This is a genomic window from Streptomyces sp. NBC_00669 (assembly GCF_036226785.1).
In the GTDB taxonomy this organism is placed as follows: Bacteria; Actinomycetota; Actinomycetes; order Streptomycetales; family Streptomycetaceae; genus Actinacidiphila.
In genome coordinates this window covers 4,902,740-4,923,503 of record NZ_CP109018.1, presented here as the reverse complement: position 1 = coordinate 4,923,503, position 20,764 = coordinate 4,902,740, and the positions used below count along the sequence as shown (strand labels likewise).

The following is a 20,764-nucleotide window of genomic DNA, read 5'->3' as shown; positions in this document are numbered from 1 at the left end:
CGCCGTGGCCTCAGGCCCTCGGCGCCTCGGCGCCCGCCCACCGGTGGAAACCTGTTCACCGGAGCGCCATTGCAACTTTGACCGTACAGCATCAAACTTGGATTCCATGGGAGAGCGCCTCTCATCCCCCCTCGCGCCCATGGAGAACCGATGCGCCTCAGGCCGCGTTTCGCCCTGCCGTCCGCCATCGCCCTCGCCGCCGCCGGCGTGGCCGCTGCCACGCTGTACCCGCACAGCGCCGACAAGTCGCTCCAACCGGTCGCCAGTTCGGTGCCGGCTCCCTCGCACGTCGTGATCGTGATGGAGGAGAACCACTCCTACGCCGACATCATCGGCAACACCTCCAGCGCGCCGTACATGAACCAACTCGCCACCCAGGGTGCCGTGTTGACGGGTTCGTTCGGGGTGACCCACCCCAGCGAGCCCAACTACATGGCGCTGTTCGCCGGCAGCACCTACGGGCTCAGCGCCGACACCTGCCCGGTCAACGAGGGGACGGCCGCCAACCTCGGCTCCGAACTCCTCGCCGCGGGCAAGACGTTCAAGGGCTACTCGGAGGGACTGCCGAGCACCGGCTCGACCACGTGCAGCTCCGGCGCCTACGCCCGCAAGCACTCGCCGTGGATCAACTTCAGCAACGTCCCCACCTCCGACTCGCTGCCGTTCAGCTCCTTCCCGTCGGACTACAGCTCCCTGCCGACCGTCTCGTTCGTCATCCCGAACCTCGACGACGACATGCACGACGGGACCATCACGCAGGCCGACACCTGGCTGAAGAACAAGATGTCCGCGTACGCGACCTGGGCGAAGGCCAACAACAGCCTGCTGATCGTGACGTGGGACGAGGACGACTACACCGAGAACAACCAGATCCCCACCCTGTTCGTGGGCGCCAACGTGGCGGCCGGCCACTACAGCGAGAACGTCAACCACTACAACGTGCTCGCCACGCTGGAGCAGTTCTACGGGCTGGGGAAGGTCGGCTCCAGCGCGAGCGCGGCCCCGGTCACCGACATCTGGAACTGACGCGCACCATGGGCGAAGCCGAGCCGCGTCCGCCGTCCGCCGCGGCGGCGGACCTGCCCGCCCCTCGCCGCCCCGGCCCCCGCCGCCCCCGGCTCCGACCGCGGGCGCAGCCCCGTACGCGACACCGTGCGCGTACGGCGGTGCTCGCGCTGGTGCTGGCGGCCGCGGCGGCCGGCAGCGGGCCGGCCGCGGCCGGGGACAGCGCCTCCGCCAGGCCGGTCACCGTCGGTGCCGCCGGCTGTGGCGACCTGCCCGCGCACCGCGCCGCCGGGCCGGTGACCTTCGACGTGACCGACCGTTCCCAGCTGTTCGTCGCCGTCTACCTGACCGACCCGGGCGGCGCGAAGGTGTACGCCGAGATCCCCTGGCTCGTGCCGGCGGCGACCCAGCGGCTGTCCACCACGCTCGCGGCCGGCCGCTACACGCTGCGCTGCGTCTTCTCCGACGGCACGGTGCGCGACTCGCGTCCCATGGCGCTGTCGGGACGCGCGGCGGGCGCCGTCGCCGGGTACCGGCCGCTGCCCGACCTCGCGATGACCGCGCCGGTCACCGCCTACCGGGCCTGGCTGAAGGCCGCGCTGCCCCCGCTGCTGGCGGCTTCCCGCAACCTCGACGCCGACGTCGCCCGCGGCGACCTGGCCGCCGCCCGCCGCGACTGGCTGCCCGCGCACCTGGACTACGAGCGCCTCGGCGCGGCCTACAACTCCTTCGGCGACTTCGACGCCGCCATCGACGGCACCGCGGACGGCCTGCCCGGCGGGGTGCGCGACCCGGGCTGGACCGGGTTCCACGCCGTCGAGTACAGGCTGTGGCACGGCCGTCCGGCGTCCGCGCTCCGGCCGCTGACGCGCGGACTGGTCGCCGAGGTCCGCCGGCTGACCGCGGACTTCCCCAGCGAGGAGGTCGACCCGGGCGACCTTCCGCTGCGGGCCCACGAGATCCTGGAGAACGCGTTGCAGTTCCAGCTGACCGGCGCCGCGGACTACGGCAGCGGCACCACCCTGGCCACGCTCGGCGCCAACGTCGAGGGGACCTCCGAGGTGGTCTCCGTCCTCGCGCCGCTGATCGCGCCGCGCGACCCGGCGCTGCTGCGCGCGATCCGGAGCGGGCTGGCCCAGGTGACCGCGGACCTGCGCCAGCCGCACCCGGGCGCCGCTCCGGCCGGCCGCACCACCGACCGCAACGGCCCCGCCGACACCGGCTCCGGCTCCGGCTCCGGCTCCGGCTCTGACCCCGGCTCCGGCTCCGGCTCCCTCCGGACGCTGCGGGTCGAGGGCGACCTCGGAGCCCTGCTGGAGTCGCTCTCCTCGCTGCCCGGCCTGCTCGCGCCGCGGACGTCGGCGTGAGCGCCGGACCGCTCGGGCGCCGCGCGTTCCTGCGCGGCACGACGGTCGGGGTGGCGGCCACCGCCGCGCTGGGCGGAGCGACGCTCGGCGGCGTCACGCTGGCGGACGCGGACGACCGGCACGGTTCCGCGTCAGGCCGCGACATCCCCTTCGAGGGCGTCCACCAGGCCGGGATCGTCACCCCGCAGCAGGCCGCCGCGACGTTCGTGTCGTTCGAGATCGTCGCGCCGGACCGGGCGGCCCTGCGGGAGCTGTTCGGCACGCTGACCGATCGGATACGGCTGCTGACCTCAGGCGGCCCCGTCCCGGCCGCCGACGTCGCCTCCGTACCGCAGGACAGCGGGATGCTGGGCCCGGCGCTGCCCTCCGACGGGCTCACGATCACCGTGGGCGTGGGCGCGTCGCTCTTCGACGACCGCTACGGCCTAGCCGCCCGCCGCCCCGCCCGGCTCACCCGGATGCCGGTCTTCCCCGACGACCACGTGGCGGGCTCCACGGAGTTGCACGGCGACCTGTCGGTGCAGATCTGCGCGGACTCGCGGGACACCGTGATGCACGCGCTGCGCGACCTCACCCGGCACACCCGCGCCGGGCTGCGCCCGCTGTGGAAGGCGGACGGCTTCCACGCCGACCCGCGGCCGGCCGGCACCGCCCGCAACCAGCTCGGCTTCATGGACGGCACCGGCAACCCGGCGGTCGCCGACGCGGCCGTCGCCGACGCGCTGGTGTGGACCCGCGGCGCCGCGGACGGCGAGCCGGCCTGGACGGCAGGCGGCTCGTACCAGGTGATCAGGATCATCCGCATGCTGGTCGAGTTCTGGGACCGGGTCTCGCTGCGGGAGCAGGAGACGATGATCGGGCGGCGGCGCGACTCGGGCGCCCCGCTCGACGGGAGCCGCGAATCGGACACCCCCGACTACGGCTCCGACCCGCAGGGCCACGTGATCCCGCTCGACGCGCACATCCGGCTCGCCAACCCCCGCGACCGGGCCACCGCGGACCAGCGGTTCCTGCGGCGCGGCTACAACTACGACCGCGGCCTGGACCCGGTCGGGGACCTGGACGTCGGGCTCGTCTTCTGCTGCTACCAGCAGGACGTGCGGCGGCAGTTCCAGACGGTCCAGGAGCGGCTGGCCGGGGAGCCGCTGGTGGACTACGTGCAACCGACCGGCGGCGGCTACTTCTTCGCGCTGCCGGGCGTACGGGACGCCTCCGACCGGCTGGGCTCCGGCCTGCTCGCCTGAGACCCGCGAGCGGCGGCACGACCGGGACAGCGGGGATTTCGACCCGCGATACGCCGATGTCCGCGCATCCGACGTGGACAACCGGAGCGAAGAGGACGCCGGCGGGCGCACACTAGGGGCAATGACAAAGCCTCATGCACCTAAGCGCCATCTGCCCACGAGCCCCTTCACGGCTCCGGTCACCCCTGCTCCCAAGCACTTCGCCGTCGGCGACCAGGTCGCCCACGACATGTACGGCCTCGGTCGGGTGACCGATACCGAGGAGGGAGTCGCCGCACTCGTGGACTTCGGGTCCGCGCGGATGCGGATTCTGAGCCCCTACACCAAGATGATCAAGCTCTAGTCCCGGCCCGGCAGATCCCGCTCCGGACCCGGCACACCCGGCCCCTTCAGGGGCCCGCGACGAAAGACGGACCTCTCATTGACGTGACCTCGCTGTTCTCCGCACCGGAAGAGCAACCCCGCCGCTCCGCGCTGTCCTCGCCGCCCCCGAAGACGGACCCCTTCCACGCTCCGGACTTCGAGGACGACGGGTCCTGCCGGTACGACGACGAGGACGGGGACGAAGGCGAGGACGCGCCGGAGTCCGCCTCGGGCGTCCGCGAGGAGCCAGGGCCGGCGCCGGCGCTCCGGTGAGGGGTGCGACCGCCCCGGCTCCGGTCGGTGTCGCGTTCGTCCCCGTCCGCCGTCGCCCGGCCGCACCCGCGTGCCGGGCCCTCCCCTCGGCGGACCGCGCGAAGCCGACGTCAGAGCCCGTCGTCAGAGCCCGTCGTCAGAGCTCGTCGTCGTGGGTGTCCGGCGCGAACACCACGGCGAGCGCCTCGGCGTGCTCGGGCACGTCGGGATCGGCCACGACCGTGGCCATCACCGTGGCCTCGTGGTGGTCCGGGTCCATCTCCAGGATCTGCCGCAGCACCTCCTGTGCCTGCGGCAGGGCGCCGTACTTGAGCGTCGTGAACGCGGCCAGCCGCAGCTTCTCGATCGTCACCGGTTCGGCCGGCACGCCGTCGCCGCGGATCTCCACGCACCGGTCGAGCAGCGGCTGGAAACGCCGGGGCGGGCCGAACAGCTGCAAGCCGATGATGATGCCCGGGACGGTGCTCGGGGCGCGCATCGGCGTGGCGATCGCGGCTTCGAAGTCGGCCGCCGCCTGGTCCCACTTGCCGAGCTGGAAGCGGATCTGGCCGAGGACGGCCGTGCGGTCGCCGCCGACGTCCGGAAGCTCGATGCGCTCGATCAGCCGCTCGGCCGCCCGGTTGTCCTGGTAGCCGAGCATGTACAGCGAGCCGAGTTCGAACAGCGCCGTCGTCTCCTTCGGGGCCTCCCGCAGGATCGCCTTGTACGCCGCCTTGGCCTCGTCCTTCCGGCCCAGCCGCCGGTGGACGCCCGCAACGGAGGTCAGCGCCTGGGGATCGCCGTCGGCCAGCTCGGCCGCGGCATCGGCGGCGGCCACCGCCTCGTCGCGGCGGCCCGCTTCGGCCAGCATCCGGCCGTGCAGGCTCGCGGCCCGGCTCGACCGCGGGAAGCGGCGGCGCGCGTCGGCGGCGAGTGCGACGGCGTCGTCCAGGCGGTCCAGGTGTTCGAGGCCGAGGACGGTGTCCCGGTACAGCTGACCGGTCGCCTCGCCCTCGGCGATCAGCGGCTCCGCGAGGGCGACCAGGTCCTCGTACCTCGCGTCGTCGCCGGCGATCTCGGCGGCCAGCAGGCGCGCGGGGACCAGCGTCGCATCCGCCGCCAGCATCGCCGCCACCAGGGTGCGGCAGCGGTCGCGGGAGTCCTTGGACCAGGCGTGGTTGTACGTCGCGGCCTTCCACATGGACGTGGCGATCCGCGCCTGCTCGCGCAGCAGTTCCCGGTCGGTGCCCGCGGTGCCGGGCGAGCCGAGGTCGGGAATGTCCAGGGCCTCGCAGCCGAGGGTGTAGACGTCGAGCAGCGGCGCGGGCAGCCCCTGCGTCTCCAGGGTGTCGAGCACCTCCCGGACCCGGTGCGGCCTGGGCTTCAGCCGCAGGGCCGCGGTGAACGCGTCACGAGCCGGGGCGATCATCCCCAGCCGGAGCTTCACGATGCCGGCCTGGATGAGGTAGGCGGTGTCGGTCGGTTCCCGCTGGAGGGCCTGCGCCAGGGCGGCGTCCGCGTCCCGCCAGCGGCGCAGGCTCACCAGGACGACCGCCCGGGTCTGGAAGCTCTCGCCGTTCAACGGGTCGACCTCGACGGCCCGGTCGGCCATCGGCAGCGCCTCGGGAAGCCGCTCGGGGATGTCGGCGAGCACCCGCGCGTACAGCCGCAGCACGCGGCCCTCGTCCGGCGCGATCTCCATGGCCCGCCGGACCAGCGGCAGCGCCTCGGCGACGTTCTTGTCCCTCATGAGGCACGACGCCGCCCGGTAGAAGCCCTCGGTGTCCTGGGGCCAGCGCGCGATCACCAGGCGGGCGGTCGCCACGGCCTCCTCCCGGCGGTCGGCCAGATCGAGCAGCCAGGCCAGGTTCGCCAGCGCGCCGTAGTGCTCGGGGTCGGCCGCCAGCACCCTGCGCAGGATCGGCTCGGCCTCGGCATAGCGGTCGAGGCGGGCCAGGGCGACGGCGCGCTCGACGGCGGCCTGCGACGGTTCGCGGCCGGCCGGTCCCTCGTCTGCCTCGTCCGCCATCAACGGCCCTTCGTGCCCTTGTGGGACTTGAAGTAGGCGGCGAGGTCGTCGTAGGCGCCGCCCTCGTTGGCGAACAGCGCGACCGAGCGCGCGGCGTCGAACCACGGTCCGGTCGACGGGCGCGCGTCCGCCAGCGCGGCATCGAAGTCGGGCATGCCCATCAGCCGCGCCTCGCCGCTGCGCACCGCGTCCATCAGCGCGATCTCCGCGGCCGACTCGCACAGGTGCGCCACGTCCGCGCCCGAGAAGCCGTCGGTGCGCTCGACCAGGGACGCCAGGTCGACTCCCGCGATCGGCCGGTCCCGCAGGTGGTAGCGGAGGATCTCCGCGCGGGCCTCGGCGTCCGGCGGCAGGACCAGGACGGTCCGGTCGAAGCGGCCGGGGCGGCGCAGCGCCGGGTCGACGTCCCACGGTGCGTTCGTCGCGCCGAGGACGAACACCCCCTCGTTGTCCGATCCCACCGAGTCCAGCTCCGCGAGGAACTGGTTGACGGTCGTGCGCATCGTGGAGTTGCGGGTCTGGCTGCGCCGCTGGCCGAGCGCGTCCACCTCGTCGAAGAACAGCACGCACGGTGCCTGACGCCGCGCCAGCTGGAACAGCTCGCTCAGGTTCCGCTCCGAGGAGCCGATCCACATGTCGAGCACATCGGCGATGCCCACGGAGACGAACGACGCGCCGAGTTCGCCGGCGACGGCGCGCGCGACGAAGGTCTTGCCGCAGCCGGGCGGGCCGTACAGCAGCAGGCCGCCGCGCAGCGACTTGCCGTAGAGCCTGCGCAGTTCCGGGTTGCGCAACGGGGCGAGGAACGCGGCCTGCAACCGGTCCTTGACGTCGGACAGCCCGCCGACGTCGGCGAGGGTCAGGGCCGGCCGCTCGACCTCGTGGGCCGGGGCGCCCCGCGGGTCCTCGCGCGCGTCGTCGGCGGCGGCGGGCGGCGGGGCGGGCACGGCCGGCGGCGGGGCGGGCGCGGGGGTGAAGCGCGGCGGCGGGGCCACGTCCCGCAGTTCGGCCTCCGCCGTCGGCCAGTCGAAGCCGGCGTCGGGCTTCTCCGCGGGCACGCTCTCCGCCGGTGTGCCGCCGCTCAGCGCCCTGAGCATCAGCTGCCTGGCCGGAACGGAATCCGGCGCCAGGCGCAGCGCCTCGCCGAGTTCGACGATCGCGCCGTCCGCATCACCGGCGTTGATGAGCGCTTCGGCGAGCGCGACACGGAACTCGGCCTGTTCCGGCGCGGAACGCACCGCCTGGCGCAGCGCGTGGAGCAGCGGGCTTTCCGGGTCAGCCATGGTCCCCCCTGGGCGAATTCACCGCGAGCATAGCCCGTACGTGCCGCCCCGCGGCGGGCCCGCCGGCCACGAGGGCAACGCCGTACGCCCGGCTGCCGGCTCGCCCCCGACCGCCGGGCCGAACCGGGTGCCTCCCGGGCCGAACCGGCCGTTGCGAGAGCGGCTCGACGCCGTAAGTACAAGGTCCGATCCCCCTTCCTTTGTCCGGAGGGCCCGGGATATCCCTTGGGCTACGAACGGCCGGTCGGCGGGCGCGGTGCGGTGCGGTGCGGTGCGGAAGGAGCGGGGCCATGGGTGAGGAACGGTTCGCGGCGGGCTGGCGGGTGGACGAGCGGTGCGTGAACTGCGATGTCGCCCGGCAGCTCGCTCCCGGCCTGATCGGCGAGGTCGACGGCCGCTCGGTCGTGCTGCGCCAGCCGCGCGACCGAACCGAGGTCCGGCAGCTGAACGCCGCGGCGTACGCCTGCCCCTCCCGGTCGATCCGTCCCCCGGCCGGGCGGCTGGCGGCGGAACTCGACCCCTTCCCCCTGGCCCTGGACGACACCGTGTACCTGTGCGGGCACAACTCCACGCACACCGCGGGGGCCAACTCCTACCTGCTGCGCCGCCCCGGCGGCACCGTCATGATGGTGGACACACCACGGTGGAGCGCGTCGCTGGCCACGCGCTTCGAGGAGCTGGGCCCTGTCACGGACGTCCTGCTCACCCACCGCGACCACGCCACGCACGGCCGCCGCTACGCCGACCGCTTCGGCGCCCGGCTGTGGGTCCACGAGGGCGACCTCGACGCCGCCCCGGACGCCGACCGGGTGCTGCGCGGCACCGACCCGGCGCAGATCGCCGAGGGGGTGGCCGCCTTCCCCCTCCCCGGGCACACCCGCGGCAGCGTGCTGTTCCTCGCGGACGAGCGGTACTGCTTCAGCGGCGACAGCTTCTACTGGTCACGCGGCACAGCGGACATCGAGGTGGCCGACAGCGTCACCTGGTACTCGATCGGTGAACTCGCCGCGTCCTTGGCCCGGACCGCCGATCGGCTGCGCTTCGAGTGGCTGCTGCCCGGCCACGGCGACCGCCGGCACCTTCCCGCCGACGCCATGGCCCAGCGGCTCCGGCAGCTGGCGGCGCGCACCGGCGAACTGCGGCCCCGCCCCATCGATTTCAGCGCGACGCGCTGGTAACGGCCTTACCCGCACGGTCTGATCGGCCGCCGCGCAGACCACCGGGCCGGGGCCACCCGGCAGGGCAGAACCTAATGCCCCTGCGCGGCCGCCGCCTTCGCGCTGGCCTCGGCCGCCGCACGGGCCTCGTCAGGCGTCATACTCCCGTGCTCGTGCGAGCCCGCCGCCTTCGCACTGGCCGCGGCCGCCGCACGGGCCTGATCGCGCGTCATGCTCCCGTGCTCGTGCTCGTGCGAGCCCGCCGCCTTCGCACTGGCCTCGGCCGCCGCACGGGCCTGATCGGGCGTCATGCCGGAGTCGGTGGCGGTGTGGGCGTTCGCCGGGTGCGGCGCGGCCTCGGCCTGCGCGGTGACGGCGCCGACCAGTCCGGTCAGGAGAAGGGCGCCGGCGACGGCGGGGCGGCTCAGCAGCCTGCGTCCGGTTCGGGGTGCGCGGTGGGACATGGGGCTGTCCTCTCTCGTGGCTGCCGTCCGGTGGCATCCGGACAGCGATGCGGGACATACGCCTGCCGGGCGGCCGAAAGTGGCAGCCGAGCGCTGTGAGCCACATCACCGCGATCGACTGCCACCGCCGCCCGCTCGGCAGGCGTACTTCCTCAGCGGTCCAGTACCGTTCCCGATCGCGCCCCGGCCCCTGGGGAAGGAGTGCAGCCCGATGCAGGACAGGGAGTTCGACGCCCTCTACGCTGCGGCGTTCCCGAGGCTGGTGCGCCAGCTGACGCTGGTGACCGGGGACGCGGAGGCCGCTCAGGACGCGGTGCAGGAGGCGTTCGTCCGTGCCTGGTCCCGGCGTGGCACCCTGCGCGCGGTGGAGGTGCCGGAGGCGTGGGTACGGACCACGGCCTGGCGGCTGGCCGCCTCCCGGTTCCGTCGCATGAGGCGCGGCTGGGAGTTGACGCTGCGCCACCACCGGCCGACCAGCGTCGCCGAGCCGTCGCCCGACCGGCTCCTGGTGGAGCGGGCGCTCGCCACCGTGCCGCTGAACCAGCGGCGGGCGCTCGTCCTGCACTACCTGTGCGATCTCAGCGTCGAGCAGATAGCCGCCGAGACCGGGACTCCCGCGGGCACCATCAAGAGCTGGCTGGCCCGTGGCCGCAAGGCGCTCGCCCAGTCGCTCGCCACGGAAGAGAGGCAATCCAGCAATGTCTGACCTGGACGACCGAATCCGTGCGGCGCTGCTCGAAGGCACCCTCCAGCCGGCCCGCACTCCTTTGACCGCCCACCAGGTCAGGCTGCGCGGCACGGCACGCAGGCGGCGCCGGCAACTGGCCCTCACCGGGAGCGGCCTGGCGCTGGCGGCGGGCGGTCTCACGCTGGTCGCGGGGCTCGGCTGGGGGTCCGGCGCGGCCCGGCAGGCCGGCCGGTCCGCCGCCCCGTCCTCGGGCACCGCCTGGCCCACGGCCGGCCGGGCCCAACTCGACGCCGCCCGAGCCGCGGTGGCGGACTACTACCGCCGGCTCCCGCCGGACACCACGAGCACCACCGCCGAGGCCGAGGTGACGGCCCTGGCGGAGCAGCACCTCACCGCCACCGCTCGGGCCGAGGCAGCGGCCCTGTCCGTGAGCCTCGCCCGACCCGCGGACACCCTCCCGGCCGTCTGCGGGACCCGGACCGCCGCGCTGCGGGTCGGTCCGCTCACCAGGACCGGCGCCCACCGGGCCGGCGCCGTCGTGTCGGGCGCCTCGGACCGCACGGTCATCACCGTCGAGCTGGACTCGGGGCGCATCAGTGGCTGGACCTGCGGCTGAGCGGGGTCAGGCAGGGGCGTGGGCAGGCAGGGGCGCGGGCAGCGCGCCGCCCGCGGTGGGCCGCGCCGCTTTATGATCGCCGGTCATGGACTGGCTCGAGCGCGCCGCGAAGCTGAGGCAGTGGACCGGCAACGGGACGCGGGCTCCGCACAAGCCGCTGCTGTTCCTGTACGCCCTGGGCCGGTTCCAGGCGGACGCCGAGGCGGAGCTGCGGTACAGCGCGGTGGAGGCGGATCTGGGGCGGCTGCTGGCCGAGTACGGTCCGGCCCATCGGACCACGCCCGCGTACCCGTTCCATCACCTGGTCAGCGACGGGGTGTGGGAGGTGCGCACCGACCGCGGCGACGGCAGTCCCGGCAACCGCGTGCTCGAACTGCGGGCCTCCGGTGCGGCGGGCAGGCTCGTGCCGGAGCTGAGGACGGCGCTGCGGCGCGAGCCGTCGTTGCTCGGACGGATGGCGCGGGTGCTGCTCGATCTGCACTTCCCGCCGTCCCTGCACGGCGAACTGTGCGAGGCGGTCGGCCTGGAGCTGGAGCTGGCGGAGACGGGGACGCTCACGGCGGTACGGCGCCGGCGGGACCGGCGGATGCGGGAGTCGGTGCTCACCGCGTACGAGTACCGGTGCGCCTTCTGCGGCTACGACGGCATGATCGGCGCGGTGCCGGTCGGGTTGGAGGCCGCGCACGTGCGCTGGTGGGCGTTCGACGGTCCGGACGAGGTCGACAACGGAGTGTGCCTGTGCGCGCTCCATCACAAGCTCTTCGACAAGGGGGTCCTCGGTGTCGGCGACGGCCATCTGATCCTGGTGTCCCGGGATTTCGTCGGGCGGAGCGCGTCCGCCCGCGAGCACGTGGTCGCCCTCGCGGGCCGCGCGCTGCTCGGGCCGCAGCCCGGCACGCCCGCGATCGCCGCTTCCCACCGGGCGTGGCACGCCCGGCAGGTCTTCCACGGTGAGCCGCGCCCGGCCGCCACGGCGTGACCGCCGGGGCACGTCGCCCAGGCGCGCCGCGGGCTGAGCGGGCGAGCGGCGTGACGGGCCGGCGCGGGCGGGGTGTCGTTGGGGGCCGCGCCCACCCGCGGACAGGGACGGGGACCGCGGATGTAACGCTTTCGGGTGCCGCGGACTAGTACCGGGTGTAAGGCATCGCACCTTTGACCTGCCCTGAGGAGCCGTCCGTGCCAGCGGAGCATCCGAAAGCACCACCCGCGCGGGACCCGGCCGGGTTCGCCGCGTTCTACGAGCAGCACTTCGACACCGTGCTCGGTTTCGTCACCCGGCGCGTCGACGACGCGCACCTGGCCGCCGACCTGACCGCGGACATCTTCGTGGCCGCCCTGGAGGGCGCGCACACCTACGACGCGCGGCGCGGCGCACCCGTCGCCTGGCTCTACGGCATATCCCGCAACGTCATCCACGCCCACTTCCACGGCACCGCCCGCGAGCGGATGGCGGTCGCCCGGATCAGCGGGCGGCGGCTGCTGGACGACCAGGACGTCAGCGCCATCGAGGCGCGGATCGACGCCGACCGAGCCGTCCGGCAACTCGCCGCCGCCCACGCCGCGCTCTCCGACCCGCTGCGCCAGGTGCTCGACCTGGTCGACCTCGACGGGCTCACGGTCCGCGAGGCGGCGCAGGCGCTGGGCGTCAGCTCGCCCACCGCCCGGGTCCGGCTGCACCGCGCCCGCAAGGCCCTGCGCAGCGCGGGCCAGACCCACATCGCCGGTTACGAAACCCTTCTGGAGGCCGCCCAGTGAACGTCCCCGCGCACTTCAAGCAGCAGCTCGCCGACGAGTTGAACGCCCACGCGGCGGCCCTGTCCGCCCCGGCCGGCCACCGGACCCTGCTGCAGCTCCACGCGCCGCGCCGCCGGGTCGCCCTCGTGGTCGGCGTGGCCGCGGCGGCCGCCGCCGCTGTGGCGGTCGCCCTGCCGTCGACGTCCGCGTCGCACAGCGACCAGCAGGCCGCGCCCGCCCGGCAGAGCGCCCCGGGCAGCTCCGGCACTTCGGGCGCCTCGGTCAGCTCGGGCACCAGCGGCCTGAACATCGTCAACGCCAACTACTCCGTGCGGTCCAAGCCGGGCGGCATGGTCTCCGTCCAGCTGTTCGACCTGAAGGGCGTCCCGGGCCTGCAGGCCACCCTGGACAAGGCCGGCATCCCCGCGAAGGTGATGGCGCCCTCGGCCTCCTGCTCCGCCACCGGCCACACCCACGACAGCCCGCACGGCAGCCTCCTCAAGGTGGCGCCGCCGTCCGGCTTCCACAGCAACGGGGTCCGCGACATCAATCCCGGTGCCATCGTCCCGGGCGACCACCTGCTGTTCGTGCCGGCCTCGAAGAGCGGCCCGGTGACCTCGCTGGCCATCACCCTGGTGCGTCAACTCCCCACCTGCGTCCCGGCGAACTAGCCCCGCGGGGCCCGCGCGCCTGAGGAACGGAACCCAACAGGCCGTACCCGCCGACCGGCTGGTGCGGCCCGTTGCCATGACGGAACGCGGCGGTGAATGTTGTTCAACCGTTCGAAAAAACCCGCCGGTCGGGACGGCCGTCAACGACCATGGAACGTGGAAGGCGGGCCGCCGCACCAGGGGCGGGTCCGCTCCGCGCGCATCGCCAGGGCGATGCCGAACGAGGGGGTACCTGAGTGAAGACCCGAAGAGCTGTCGCCGTCCTGTTAGGCGCGGCACTGTCGATCGTCGCGCTCGTCACACCGGCCGGCGCGCAGCCGGCGCAGACCGGAGTCTCGACCACCTACCAGGTCAACGCGCGGCACAACGGCACCGTCGTCGACTCCGGCGTCGGCGCTCCTCCGCTCAGCCAGAAGTGGTCGCGCGACCTGGGCGGGAGCGTCTCCTACCCCGTCGTGGCCGGCGGGCGGGTCTTCGCCACCGCCGCCTCGCCGACGGGGTACGGCACCACGCTCTACGCCATCGACGCGGCCACCGGCGAGAACGCCTGGGCGCCGGTCGACCTCGGCGGCACCTACTGGTGGTCCGCGCTCGCCTACGGGGGCGGCCGGCTCTACGCCCAGAACTACGACGGCGTGCTGACCGCGTTCAACCCGGCCACCGGGGCGAAGCTCTGGACCGTCACGCTGCCCGGGCAGTACTCGTTCACCTCGCCGCCCACGTTCGCCGACGGTGTGGTGTACACGGGCGGGGCCGGCTCGGGCGGCACCCTGTACGCGGTGGACGCCGCCAGCGGCTCGCTGCTCTGGAGCCAGCCGGTCGCCAACGGGGACGACAGCTCGCCCGCCGTCGATGCCGCGGGGGTCTACGTCTCCTACGCCTGCGAGCAGGCGTACGCCTTCGACCCCAAGTCCGGCAGCCCGATCTGGCACCACCAGACGGGCTGTTCCGGTGGCGGCGGCCGCACGCCGGTCCTCGCCGACGGCGGAGTCTGGGTCCGGGACAACGGGATGGCCTCCTCGGTCCTCGACGCCGGCACCGGGGAGGTCAGCAGCACGTACGACGCCGCCGGAACCTCGCCGGCACCGGCCATCGACGGCCACCAGGGCTACTTCGTGGACGGCGGCGTCCTCCAGGAGCGGTACACCCCCACCCTGGACACGCGCTGGACGTTCCAGGGCGACGGCCGGATCAGCACGGCACCGATCGTCGTCAACGGCTATGTCTACGTCGGCTCCCTGAGCGGCCAGTTGTGGGCGGTCAACGGCGCGACCGGCCAGTCGGTCTGGTCCACCGACGTCGGCGCGCCGATCAACGGCCCCGACGAGCAGAACGTGTCCCAGCCGCTGACCGGGCTCGGCGCGGGCGACGGGCTCGTGGTGGTTCCGGCCACCAACCTGCTGGTGGCGTACGGGCAGTGAGCGGCAGGGGTGGTCGCCGGTTCCGGCGGCCACCCCTGGTCCCTGCCCCTCCCTCGTACGGTCGGCCCGGCGACTTTGCCGGGTCTTTACAATCGGCTCCAGCGCCGCCTCGTCTTTTCAGTCGATCCGCAACACAGCCCGCCGCGTGACAGCGCGGGCGGACCGACGAAAGAGAGCGATTCCATGCGCCGAACCGTCCTGAGCGCCGTGGCCCTCGCGTGCACCGCCGTCCTGGCGAGCACCGTGCCCGCGTTCGCCGATGGGGCCACGCCGTCCCCGAGCCCGACCTCCGCGCAGTCCCCGTCGGCCAGGCCCTCGACCGCGCCGCCGGCCGCCTCGCCCGCACCGACCAAGGTGGCGCAGCCGAGCCAGGTCGCCGCCGTGCCGAAGGGAGCACCGGACACCGGTGTGGCGCCGGTGGCGTCGCACTCCGGAGCCGACGGCGGGCTGATCGGCGGGGGCGCCGCCGCGGCGCTGGCCCTCGGCGGCGGGGCCTTCTTCCTCGTGCGGCGCCGGCGGGCGACCGGGGCGTGACCTCGCTCTCCAGGCGCGCGTTCGCCACCGCGGTGACGGCGTCGCTGCTCACGGGCTGCGGCGGCCACCAGGTGGGCGGCGCCGCCGCGACCACCCGCCCACCGGGCACCCGCCCCCCGAGCACGCCGCCGTCCGCGCGGCCCGCCGCGAAGTCGGTACGTGCGCTGGGGCGTTCGGTCCCGGTCAGGCTGGAGGTCCCCGCCATCGGCGTCGACACCCCGCTCATGCAGCTGGGGTTGGCCGCGGACGGCAGCGTGCAGGTCCCGCCGATCACGGCGCACGACCGGGCCGGCTGGTACCGGAACTCGCCGACGCCCGGGCAGACCGGTCCGTCGGTGATCCTGGCCCATGTCACGGTCGGCGCCTACGGGGACGGGGTCTTCCGCCACCTCGCGCGGCTGCGCCCGGGCGACCGGATCGTGACGCGCCGGAAGGACGGCACGGCACCGCGGTTCACCGTCACCGACGTCCGTACGGTCGCCAAGTCGGATTTTCCGACGAGCGCGGTCTACGGGAACGTGGACCGGCCCGAGTTGCGGCTGATCACGTGCGGCGGCCCGCGCAGCGGTGACGGCTACCTCGACAACGTGATCGTCTTCGCCGCGCTGACCTCGACGGGCTCCTGACGCGCCGCAACGGGTCCCGGGCCGCCGCCGTTCCGTACGCCGGCGGCCCGGGACCGTCCTCCCGAGAGGGCCCCCACGTGTCCGACCAGTGCCACCACGACATGGAGAGCGTTGAAACGGTCCCGCGAGAAGGCAGCGTCCGAGCTGTTCGCCGCCTTCTACCCGCGCCTCGCCGGCTGGTGCCGCCGGCTGGTCGACGACGACGAGACGGCCCACGAGATCGCCTCGGAGGCGTTCACCCGGCTGTGGGCCCGCTGGACGGCCGTGGCGGAGCCGCGCGGATTCCTCTACGTCACCGCGACCAACCTCGTCCGGGACCACTGGCGCAAACTGGAGCGCGAACGCCGGGCCGTCCGCCGGGCCACCGCGGAGGCCGCCGTCCGGCCGCCGACCGAAGCGGCCGACCCGTCGTTGCGCCTGCTCGTGCAGTCGCTGCCGGAACGGCTGCGGGTGCCGATCCTCCTGCACTACTACGCCGACCTCCCGATCCGGGAGATATCCCTGCTCACCGGCCGGAAGGAGGGGACCGTCATGTCCGACCTCCACACGGCCAGGGAACTGCTCCGCGCCCATCTGAGGAGAAGCCTTGATCACACAGTCTGACGACGGTCAGGACTTCGACCCCGACGACCCGCTCACCGTCATCCTGCGCCCCACCCCCGCCCCGCTCGGCCTGCCCCCGGGCCGGTACGAGAAGATCCGCCGCGGCGCGGCCCGCCGCCGGATGCTGCGGATCGCCGTCGGGGTCGGCCTGTCCGGCGCCGTCGCCGCCCTCGTCGTGGTGCCGCTGCGCATGACGGGGCCCGTCGAGCCCGCCGCCCCGAGGGTCCCGCTCGGCCCGCCGCCCGCGAGCAGTCCTTCGGCCGGGCCCACCTCGCCACCGGCGCCGTCGCCCGCCACCAGGCCGCCCACGAACGTCCCCACCAGCGGCCCGCCCACCGCGAAGGCCCCGCCCACGAAGCAGGTCCCGTCCACGAAGCAGGTCCCGTCCGGCGCCAACGCCTCCGCCACCCAGGCCGTACCGGCCACCCCGAGCACGTCCGCGGCGCCGCCGGCATCCGACCCCACCGGCACCTCTCCCCGGCAGTCCGGCGATCAGCCGTCGCCCCTCCCGACGGAACTGCGCCGCTGAGCCGGGGGAGCCGGACGGCGGACGGCCCGGCCCCGAACCGGGGCCAGGCCGTCGCGGGTTCCTGGATGGTGCATTGGAGAGTTCCTGGACCAGTGGCTCAGCGACCGGCTCAGCGGCTCAGCGGTTCAGCAACTCAACGGCTCAGCAGGCGCCGAGGTCCTGCCAGACACCCCATTCGCCGGTGGTGCCGGGCTCTTCCCCCTGCGTCCACCACTTCGCCTGCCAGGTGTGGCCGTTCCACGCGACCGTCTCACCGCCGGTGTAGACCTGCGAGGAGCTCCAGGAGCCCGCGGTGCAGGTCGCGCCTCCGGTGCTCCCGCCGGTGGTGGTCCCGCCGGTCGTCGTCCCGCCCGTGGTGCTGCCGCCGGTCGTGGTCCCGCCGGTGGTGGTCCCGCCGGTCGTCGTGCCACCGGTCGTGGTCCCGCCCGAGTTGCCCGCGAACGGCAGGAACGCGTCGGTGAACGCCAGGCTGCTCTGGCTGATCTCGGTGCAGGTGGGAAGGGAGTTGGCGCTGCCGCTGCACGGCTGGTCGCGGTTGATCGACCAGAACGCCAGCCGGGCGACGCCGTGTTGCGCGGCGAAGCTCTCCACGGTCTGGGCGTCCGCGAGGGTGAACGTGGACCCGTCGTCGTTCTTGCCGATCATCGGGGTGATGCCCAGATTGCCGTAGCCGTAGCTGGAGTCGACGGACTGCATCTGGGCCAGCGTGGCCTCGGCGGCGGAGACCGAGCCCTGGCCCATCTCGGTGCCGGTGCCCGAGTAGAAGTCCATGGTCATGATGTTGACCACGTCGATCTTGACGCCCGCGTTCTTGGCGGCCTTGATGATGTTCACGCCGTCGCCGGTCAGCCCGCTGGCCAGGACCGGCAGCGTGACGGAGAACTTGAGGCTGGGGTTGGACGCCTTGAGGTCCTTCATCGCCTGCATCTGCCGTGCCACCGAGGCGGTGTCGGCGATCGCCGCGCCTTCGATGTCGAAGTCCAGCTGGGTGACGCCGTAGTCGTTGATGAGGGCCTGGTAGCCGGCGTCGATGGAGCTCTGCGTGGAGCAGGTCCAGGCGAGCGGCAGGCCGCTCGCCCCGCCGGACGAGATGATGACGGAGGCGCCCTCGGACTTCGCCTTGGCGATCAGCGGGTCGGTGAAGGAGTCGGCACCGATCGGAAGGGTGTCGCCCCAGATCTGGTTGCAGCCGCTGCCGAGCACGAAGGCCGCGGTGTACGCCTTGAGCCCGTGTCCGGTGATGGCGGTGTCGAGCATGCCCTCCTGGCTGTTCGACATGTCGACGTAGGGAGCCACGGAGTAGGTGTCGGCGGCCGGCGCCACCGCGGCGTTGCCCGCGGGGGCCAGGGCCATGACCGCGCCGGCGGTCGCGAGCGAGAGCGCGGCGGCGGAAGCCGCCCATTTCGCAAAGCGCATGGAAGCACCTCAAGCGTGAAGTGGTGGGGGGAGCCTGCGGGTTGGGGGGAGCGTGCGTCTCAAGCCTGATTGGTACGTACCAAACCGCGCGGACGCCCGCCGCGTCAAGAGGACTAGACCAACTTTCCGCGGCCCTTTCCCGTTCCCCCTCCTGTCCCCCGCACCTCTTTCACCGCCAGTGGTACTCGCTGACCGCGCCGCCGGAGACGGTGACGGTGCCGTGCGGGATGCCGGGGCTTCTCCAGACCGTGTACTCGCCCTCCTCCAGGGACGACAGGACCAGGCAGTGCAGGGTGCGATCCGGCAGGTGGCGCGGGCGGACCGCGGCATGGGTACGGCGGGTGGGATCGGTGGTCGGGCTGACCTCGATCTCCAGGCCCTCCTCGTCGGGGCCGGTGTGGATGACGACCGCACCGGTCCGCTCGCCGATGTCCAGGACGACGCTGCCCGCCAAGGAGGGCGCGGCGGTGTGGTGGTGATCGTGCATGGCGGGGCTCCTCGGGTCCGGCGGCGGGGCGTCGCCCCGCCGCCGGGTGGATGACGCGGTGGGGTCAGGACGCCGGGTGGTGGTAGCCGTCGTACGGCACGCCCAGGTAGGGGAAGTGGTCCAGGTACGGGTTGGTCACGTCGGCCGGGGTGAGCCCGTCGGTGATCTGGCCGGCCGCGGCGTCAGGCGTGTACGACTTGTCGACCAGCGGGAGCGTGGCGCCGGCGATGGCGCGCAGTTCCACGGTGACCACGTCGTCGAAGACCCGGCGGCCGTTGGGGAATCCGGCGGCGTCGCCCGCGACCAGACCGAGGATGTCGGGGTGGGCGGCGGGCGGGACCGAGGTGTTCAGGCGGAGCATGTCGGCCTGGGTGGTGCCGGTGAAGTTCTCGAACCCGGGCACCACGCCCTCGGGGATGCCGGTCAGCAGGATCGCCAGCAGGTCGGCGCGGGACTTGCCCGACTTGTTGTAGGCGTCGAGGTTCGGGAACACCCCCGGGTAGAGGCCGGGCAGCAGCTTCGCCAGCTCCGGGTGGGCGACGTAGTGGGCGAAGCGCTTGTCGTCGCTGGGCGGCAGCGCGTTCCACTCGTCCTTCTCGCCGAGCGCCACCAGCACCTCGTTGAAGAGCGGGTTGCCCAGTCGCGAGACCTGCACGAACGGCCCGGACTCCTGCTCCTGGCCGCGGCCCTCCTCGATCACGCGCGCCTGGCGGCGGCTCGCCGAGGTCCATACGCCGATGGTGGCGCGCGGGTCGGAGGCGTCCTTGCCGTGCCAGCCGTCCCGGGTCAGGTCCGCGATCGGCACCTGCACGGCGAGGCTGTGGACGTTCAGCTCCTTGGTGGTGTTCACGCCCGGGGCGGGCTGGGTGAACACGCTCATGCCGTACTGGTTGTGCAGTTCCTGGAACGGGCGCAGGTTGCCCAGGTCGAAGATCGACCCGAGGTCCACGTAGAAGCCCTCGGCGCGCTGCCCGGCGAAGACCTTGCAGGTCTTGCCGATGGTGTGCACCGCGGCTTGCGCCAGCTTGGCGTAGTCCGGCGTCGACAGCGGGCCGATGTTGCACGGCGGGCAGGTCAGGTCGCGGCCCAGCACGGTGCTGCGGCCCTGACCGTCCACGCGGGTCAGCGTGTAGGTCTGGAAGCGGTTCCAGTTCGGCGAGTCCAGCGTCAGGATCGGGCCGGTGTTGTACAGGAAGCTGCCCGGCGTACGCATCCTGGTGGTGAAGCGGAACTGGTACGTGACGTCGGCGCGGCCGTCGCCGTCGTTGTCGACGTGGATCTCGTAGAGCACGTCGTCGCCGAACTCGTAGAAGTTCGGGCCGCCGGCCGGGTTCTGCAGCGGGATGTAGTTGGCGATCAGGGTGACCGCGTCGGGGCGGTCCGGGCTGACGAACGCGTATACGTCCGTGCTGTCGGCCACGGGGTCCTTGGAGATCTCCGGGGCTTCGCGGTGGGAGGACATTCAGCGGGCCTCACTGGTTCGGGGGTACGGATACGGGAACGCGGGGCGGGTGCGGGGGACGCGGGGGCGGGGACACGGGCGGGCGGGAACCCGGGCGGGTGGGAACCCGGGCGGGTGGATCGGGGTGCGGACTCCCTTGGCGGAGAAGGGAGTCGGACCGCACGGGGGCCCTGCCGTCAGCGGGCGTGCCGCAACAGGGCGCGGGTCAGGTCCGGGTCGACGACCCGGTGGTGCTGCTCGCCGTGGAAGAAGTCCAGCTCGCCGCGGGCCGCGTCACCGACCCGGACCATCAACGGCTCCTGGGACAGCTCGGGCTCCTCGGCGACCGCCGGCTCGGGCGCGGCCTTCGCCGCGGCGGACTCGGCGGCCGCGGCCGCGGTCGCTCCGGCCGTACCTGCGCCGAGGACCACTCCGGCGGCGAGCCCGGCGGCGCCGATCATCCCGGCGTTCCTCATCAGGCCCCGCCGGTCGACGCCCGGCCCGGACGGGCTCTCTTCCCGCGGGTGCTGCGGGGGTTGCGGATGCTGCGGGTGCTGTGCGGACATGCTCGCTCCTTGGCTCGGTGGAAAGCGCGACGGCCTTCGCGGTTCGGGTCGTGCGACACCGGAACAGCTCGGCGCCACCGAATGCGGGACCCGGGAAAAGGCCGGTCGCAAGGTCGTCAGGAACTGGATCTCCCGGATTCCGCGGCGGGGAGAAGGACTCGGTGGCACGGTGACGGATATCGGGAACCGCGATCCTCGGCAGGGAAAGTCGCGACCGTTTCGGAGTGAAGCGGCCAGGTGCCCTCCCGTCAAGATCCAGTCCGCCGCC

The 20,764-nt window shown here is 73.7% G+C and carries 23 protein-coding genes; 16 read left to right on the top strand and 7 right to left on the bottom strand.

What is annotated here, in order from left to right; genetic code table 11:
- Positions 1–150: 150 nt before the first annotated feature.
- The 5 genes from OG896_RS20585 to OG896_RS20565 all read left to right on the top strand — a co-directional run bounded on the left by OG896_RS20585 (position 151) and on the right by OG896_RS20565 (position 4,252).
- The gene (locus OG896_RS20585; protein WP_329367474.1) at positions 151–1,026 is read left to right on the top strand and encodes an alkaline phosphatase family protein; all 876 of its coding nucleotides are present in this window, start codon (positions 151–153) and stop codon (positions 1,024–1,026) included.
- A 140-nt stretch (positions 1,027–1,166) separates the two neighbouring features.
- The gene (locus tag OG896_RS20580; RefSeq protein ID WP_329367473.1) at positions 1,167–2,372 is read left to right on the top strand and encodes an EfeM/EfeO family lipoprotein; all 1,206 of its coding nucleotides are present in this window, start codon (positions 1,167–1,169) and stop codon (positions 2,370–2,372) included.
- Positions 2,369–3,616: an iron uptake transporter deferrochelatase/peroxidase subunit gene (efeB, locus tag OG896_RS20575; protein WP_329367472.1), complete on the top strand. Its 1,248-nt coding sequence runs from the start codon at positions 2,369–2,371 to the stop codon at positions 3,614–3,616. The genes OG896_RS20580 and efeB overlap by 4 nt, the downstream gene beginning before the upstream one ends.
- 121 nt (positions 3,617–3,737) lie before the next feature.
- Positions 3,738–3,959 carry a hypothetical protein gene (locus tag OG896_RS20570; RefSeq protein WP_328466086.1) on the top strand — a complete coding sequence of 74 codons (222 nt, stop codon included), beginning with the start codon at positions 3,738–3,740 and terminating at the stop codon, positions 3,957–3,959.
- Positions 3,960–4,042: 83 nt separating this feature from the next.
- On the top strand, positions 4,043–4,252 hold the full coding sequence (locus OG896_RS20565; RefSeq protein WP_329367470.1) for a hypothetical protein: 210 nt from the start codon (positions 4,043–4,045) through the stop codon (positions 4,250–4,252).
- A 136-nt stretch (positions 4,253–4,388) separates the two neighbouring features.
- Here the strand turns inward: OG896_RS20565 and OG896_RS20560 are convergent, their stop codons facing one another.
- On the bottom strand, positions 4,389–6,260 hold the full coding sequence (locus OG896_RS20560; protein WP_329367468.1) for a tetratricopeptide repeat protein: 1,872 nt from the start codon (positions 6,258–6,260) through the stop codon (positions 4,389–4,391).
- Positions 6,260–7,543, bottom strand: coding sequence for an AAA family ATPase (locus tag OG896_RS20555; RefSeq protein ID WP_329367466.1), 1,284 nt, complete (start codon positions 7,541–7,543; stop codon positions 6,260–6,262). The genes OG896_RS20560 and OG896_RS20555 overlap by 1 nt, the downstream gene beginning before the upstream one ends.
- A 290-nt stretch (positions 7,544–7,833) precedes the next feature.
- Here OG896_RS20555 and OG896_RS20550 point away from each other — a divergent pair, with 290 nt between their 5' ends.
- Positions 7,834–8,721 carry an MBL fold metallo-hydrolase gene (locus tag OG896_RS20550; RefSeq protein ID WP_329367464.1) on the top strand — a complete coding sequence of 296 codons (888 nt, stop codon included), beginning with the start codon at positions 7,834–7,836 and terminating at the stop codon, positions 8,719–8,721.
- A gap of 71 nt (positions 8,722–8,792) precedes the next feature.
- Here the strand turns inward: OG896_RS20550 and OG896_RS20545 are convergent, their stop codons facing one another.
- Positions 8,793–9,164, bottom strand: coding sequence for a hypothetical protein (locus OG896_RS20545; protein WP_329367462.1), 372 nt, complete (start codon positions 9,162–9,164; stop codon positions 8,793–8,795).
- 211 nt (positions 9,165–9,375) lie between these two features.
- Here OG896_RS20545 and OG896_RS20540 point away from each other — a divergent pair, with 211 nt between their 5' ends.
- The 10 genes from OG896_RS20540 (at position 9,376) to OG896_RS20495 (ending at position 16,586) form a co-directional block, all read left to right on the top strand.
- Positions 9,376–9,870, top strand: coding sequence for a SigE family RNA polymerase sigma factor (locus tag OG896_RS20540; RefSeq protein ID WP_329367460.1), 495 nt, complete (start codon positions 9,376–9,378; stop codon positions 9,868–9,870).
- Entirely contained in the window at positions 9,863–10,468 is a 606-nt protein-coding gene (locus tag OG896_RS20535) for a hypothetical protein (protein ID WP_329367458.1), read from the top strand. Before OG896_RS20540 ends, OG896_RS20535 begins: the two co-directional genes overlap by 8 nt.
- Before the next feature lie 85 nt (positions 10,469–10,553).
- Positions 10,554–11,447, top strand: coding sequence for a phosphorothioated DNA-binding restriction endonuclease (locus tag OG896_RS20530; protein ID WP_329367456.1), 894 nt, complete (start codon positions 10,554–10,556; stop codon positions 11,445–11,447).
- 197 nt (positions 11,448–11,644) lie between these two features.
- Positions 11,645–12,223, top strand: a complete 579-nt coding sequence (locus OG896_RS20525; protein WP_329367454.1) for an RNA polymerase sigma factor — start codon at positions 11,645–11,647, stop codon at positions 12,221–12,223.
- The gene (locus tag OG896_RS20520; protein WP_329367453.1) at positions 12,220–12,873 is read left to right on the top strand and encodes a hypothetical protein; all 654 of its coding nucleotides are present in this window, start codon (positions 12,220–12,222) and stop codon (positions 12,871–12,873) included. The genes OG896_RS20525 and OG896_RS20520 overlap by 4 nt, the downstream gene beginning before the upstream one ends.
- A gap of 236 nt (positions 12,874–13,109) precedes the next feature.
- Positions 13,110–14,294 (top strand): outer membrane protein assembly factor BamB family protein, encoded by a 1,185-nt coding sequence (locus OG896_RS20515; RefSeq protein ID WP_329367451.1) that lies wholly within the window; start codon positions 13,110–13,112, stop codon positions 14,292–14,294.
- A 183-nt stretch (positions 14,295–14,477) separates the two neighbouring features.
- Complete coding sequence (locus tag OG896_RS20510; protein ID WP_329367449.1) at positions 14,478–14,828, top strand: sortase-dependent protein; 351 nt, start codon at positions 14,478–14,480, stop codon at positions 14,826–14,828.
- Entirely contained in the window at positions 14,825–15,454 is a 630-nt protein-coding gene (locus OG896_RS20505; RefSeq protein ID WP_329367447.1) for a class F sortase, read from the top strand. The genes OG896_RS20510 and OG896_RS20505 overlap by 4 nt, the downstream gene beginning before the upstream one ends.
- A gap of 111 nt (positions 15,455–15,565) precedes the next feature.
- Entirely contained in the window at positions 15,566–16,057 is a 492-nt protein-coding gene (locus tag OG896_RS20500; protein WP_328466113.1) for an RNA polymerase sigma factor, read from the top strand.
- Entirely contained in the window at positions 16,041–16,586 is a 546-nt protein-coding gene (locus OG896_RS20495; protein ID WP_329367445.1) for a hypothetical protein, read from the top strand. Before OG896_RS20500 ends, OG896_RS20495 begins: the two co-directional genes overlap by 17 nt.
- Before the next feature lie 141 nt (positions 16,587–16,727).
- Here OG896_RS20495 and OG896_RS20490 read toward each other — a convergent pair whose 3' ends face one another.
- The 4 genes from OG896_RS20490 to OG896_RS20475 all read right to left on the bottom strand — a co-directional run bounded on the left by OG896_RS20490 (position 16,728) and on the right by OG896_RS20475 (position 20,496).
- Positions 16,728–18,002, bottom strand: a complete 1,275-nt coding sequence (locus OG896_RS20490) for a chitinase (RefSeq protein WP_329367443.1) — start codon at positions 18,000–18,002, stop codon at positions 16,728–16,730.
- Between the two features lie 169 nt (positions 18,003–18,171).
- Positions 18,172–18,489, bottom strand: a complete 318-nt coding sequence (locus tag OG896_RS20485; RefSeq protein WP_329367442.1) for a hypothetical protein — start codon at positions 18,487–18,489, stop codon at positions 18,172–18,174.
- A 64-nt stretch (positions 18,490–18,553) separates the two neighbouring features.
- The gene (locus OG896_RS20480) at positions 18,554–19,951 is read right to left on the bottom strand and encodes a DUF4331 domain-containing protein (RefSeq protein ID WP_329367441.1); all 1,398 of its coding nucleotides are present in this window, start codon (positions 19,949–19,951) and stop codon (positions 18,554–18,556) included.
- 176 nt (positions 19,952–20,127) lie between these two features.
- Positions 20,128–20,496 (bottom strand): hypothetical protein, encoded by a 369-nt coding sequence (locus tag OG896_RS20475; protein ID WP_329367439.1) that lies wholly within the window; start codon positions 20,494–20,496, stop codon positions 20,128–20,130.
- Positions 20,497–20,764: the final 268 nt, after the last annotated feature.

What these genes read in the sequence shown, in the direction of transcription:
- OG896_RS20475 (WP_329367439.1), bottom strand. Translation starts at nt 20,496, where the DNA reads ATGTCCGCACAGCACCCGCAGCATCCGCAACCCCCGCAGCACCCGCGG.
- OG896_RS20490 (WP_329367443.1), bottom strand. Translation starts at nt 18,002, where the DNA reads ATGCGCTTTGCGAAATGGGCGGCTTCCGCCGCCGCGCTCTCGCTCGCG.
- OG896_RS20555 (WP_329367466.1), bottom strand. Translation starts at nt 7,543, where the DNA reads ATGGCTGACCCGGAAAGCCCGCTGCTCCACGCGCTGCGCCAGGCGGTG.
- OG896_RS20585 (WP_329367474.1), top strand. Translation starts at nt 151, where the DNA reads ATGCGCCTCAGGCCGCGTTTCGCCCTGCCGTCCGCCATCGCCCTCGCC.
- OG896_RS20550 (WP_329367464.1), top strand. Translation starts at nt 7,834, where the DNA reads ATGGGTGAGGAACGGTTCGCGGCGGGCTGGCGGGTGGACGAGCGGTGC.
- OG896_RS20560 (WP_329367468.1), bottom strand. Translation starts at nt 6,260, where the DNA reads ATGGCGGACGAGGCAGACGAGGGACCGGCCGGCCGCGAACCGTCGCAG.
- OG896_RS20510 (WP_329367449.1), top strand. Translation starts at nt 14,478, where the DNA reads ATGCGCCGAACCGTCCTGAGCGCCGTGGCCCTCGCGTGCACCGCCGTC.
- OG896_RS20480 (WP_329367441.1), bottom strand. Translation starts at nt 19,951, where the DNA reads ATGTCCTCCCACCGCGAAGCCCCGGAGATCTCCAAGGACCCCGTGGCC.
- OG896_RS20570 (WP_328466086.1), top strand. Translation starts at nt 3,738, where the DNA reads ATGACAAAGCCTCATGCACCTAAGCGCCATCTGCCCACGAGCCCCTTC.
- OG896_RS20485 (WP_329367442.1), bottom strand. Translation starts at nt 18,489, where the DNA reads ATGCACGATCACCACCACACCGCCGCGCCCTCCTTGGCGGGCAGCGTC.
- OG896_RS20530 (WP_329367456.1), top strand. Translation starts at nt 10,554, where the DNA reads ATGGACTGGCTCGAGCGCGCCGCGAAGCTGAGGCAGTGGACCGGCAAC.
- OG896_RS20545 (WP_329367462.1), bottom strand. Translation starts at nt 9,164, where the DNA reads ATGTCCCACCGCGCACCCCGAACCGGACGCAGGCTGCTGAGCCGCCCC.
- OG896_RS20535 (WP_329367458.1), top strand. Translation starts at nt 9,863, where the DNA reads ATGTCTGACCTGGACGACCGAATCCGTGCGGCGCTGCTCGAAGGCACC.
- OG896_RS20540 (WP_329367460.1), top strand. Translation starts at nt 9,376, where the DNA reads ATGCAGGACAGGGAGTTCGACGCCCTCTACGCTGCGGCGTTCCCGAGG.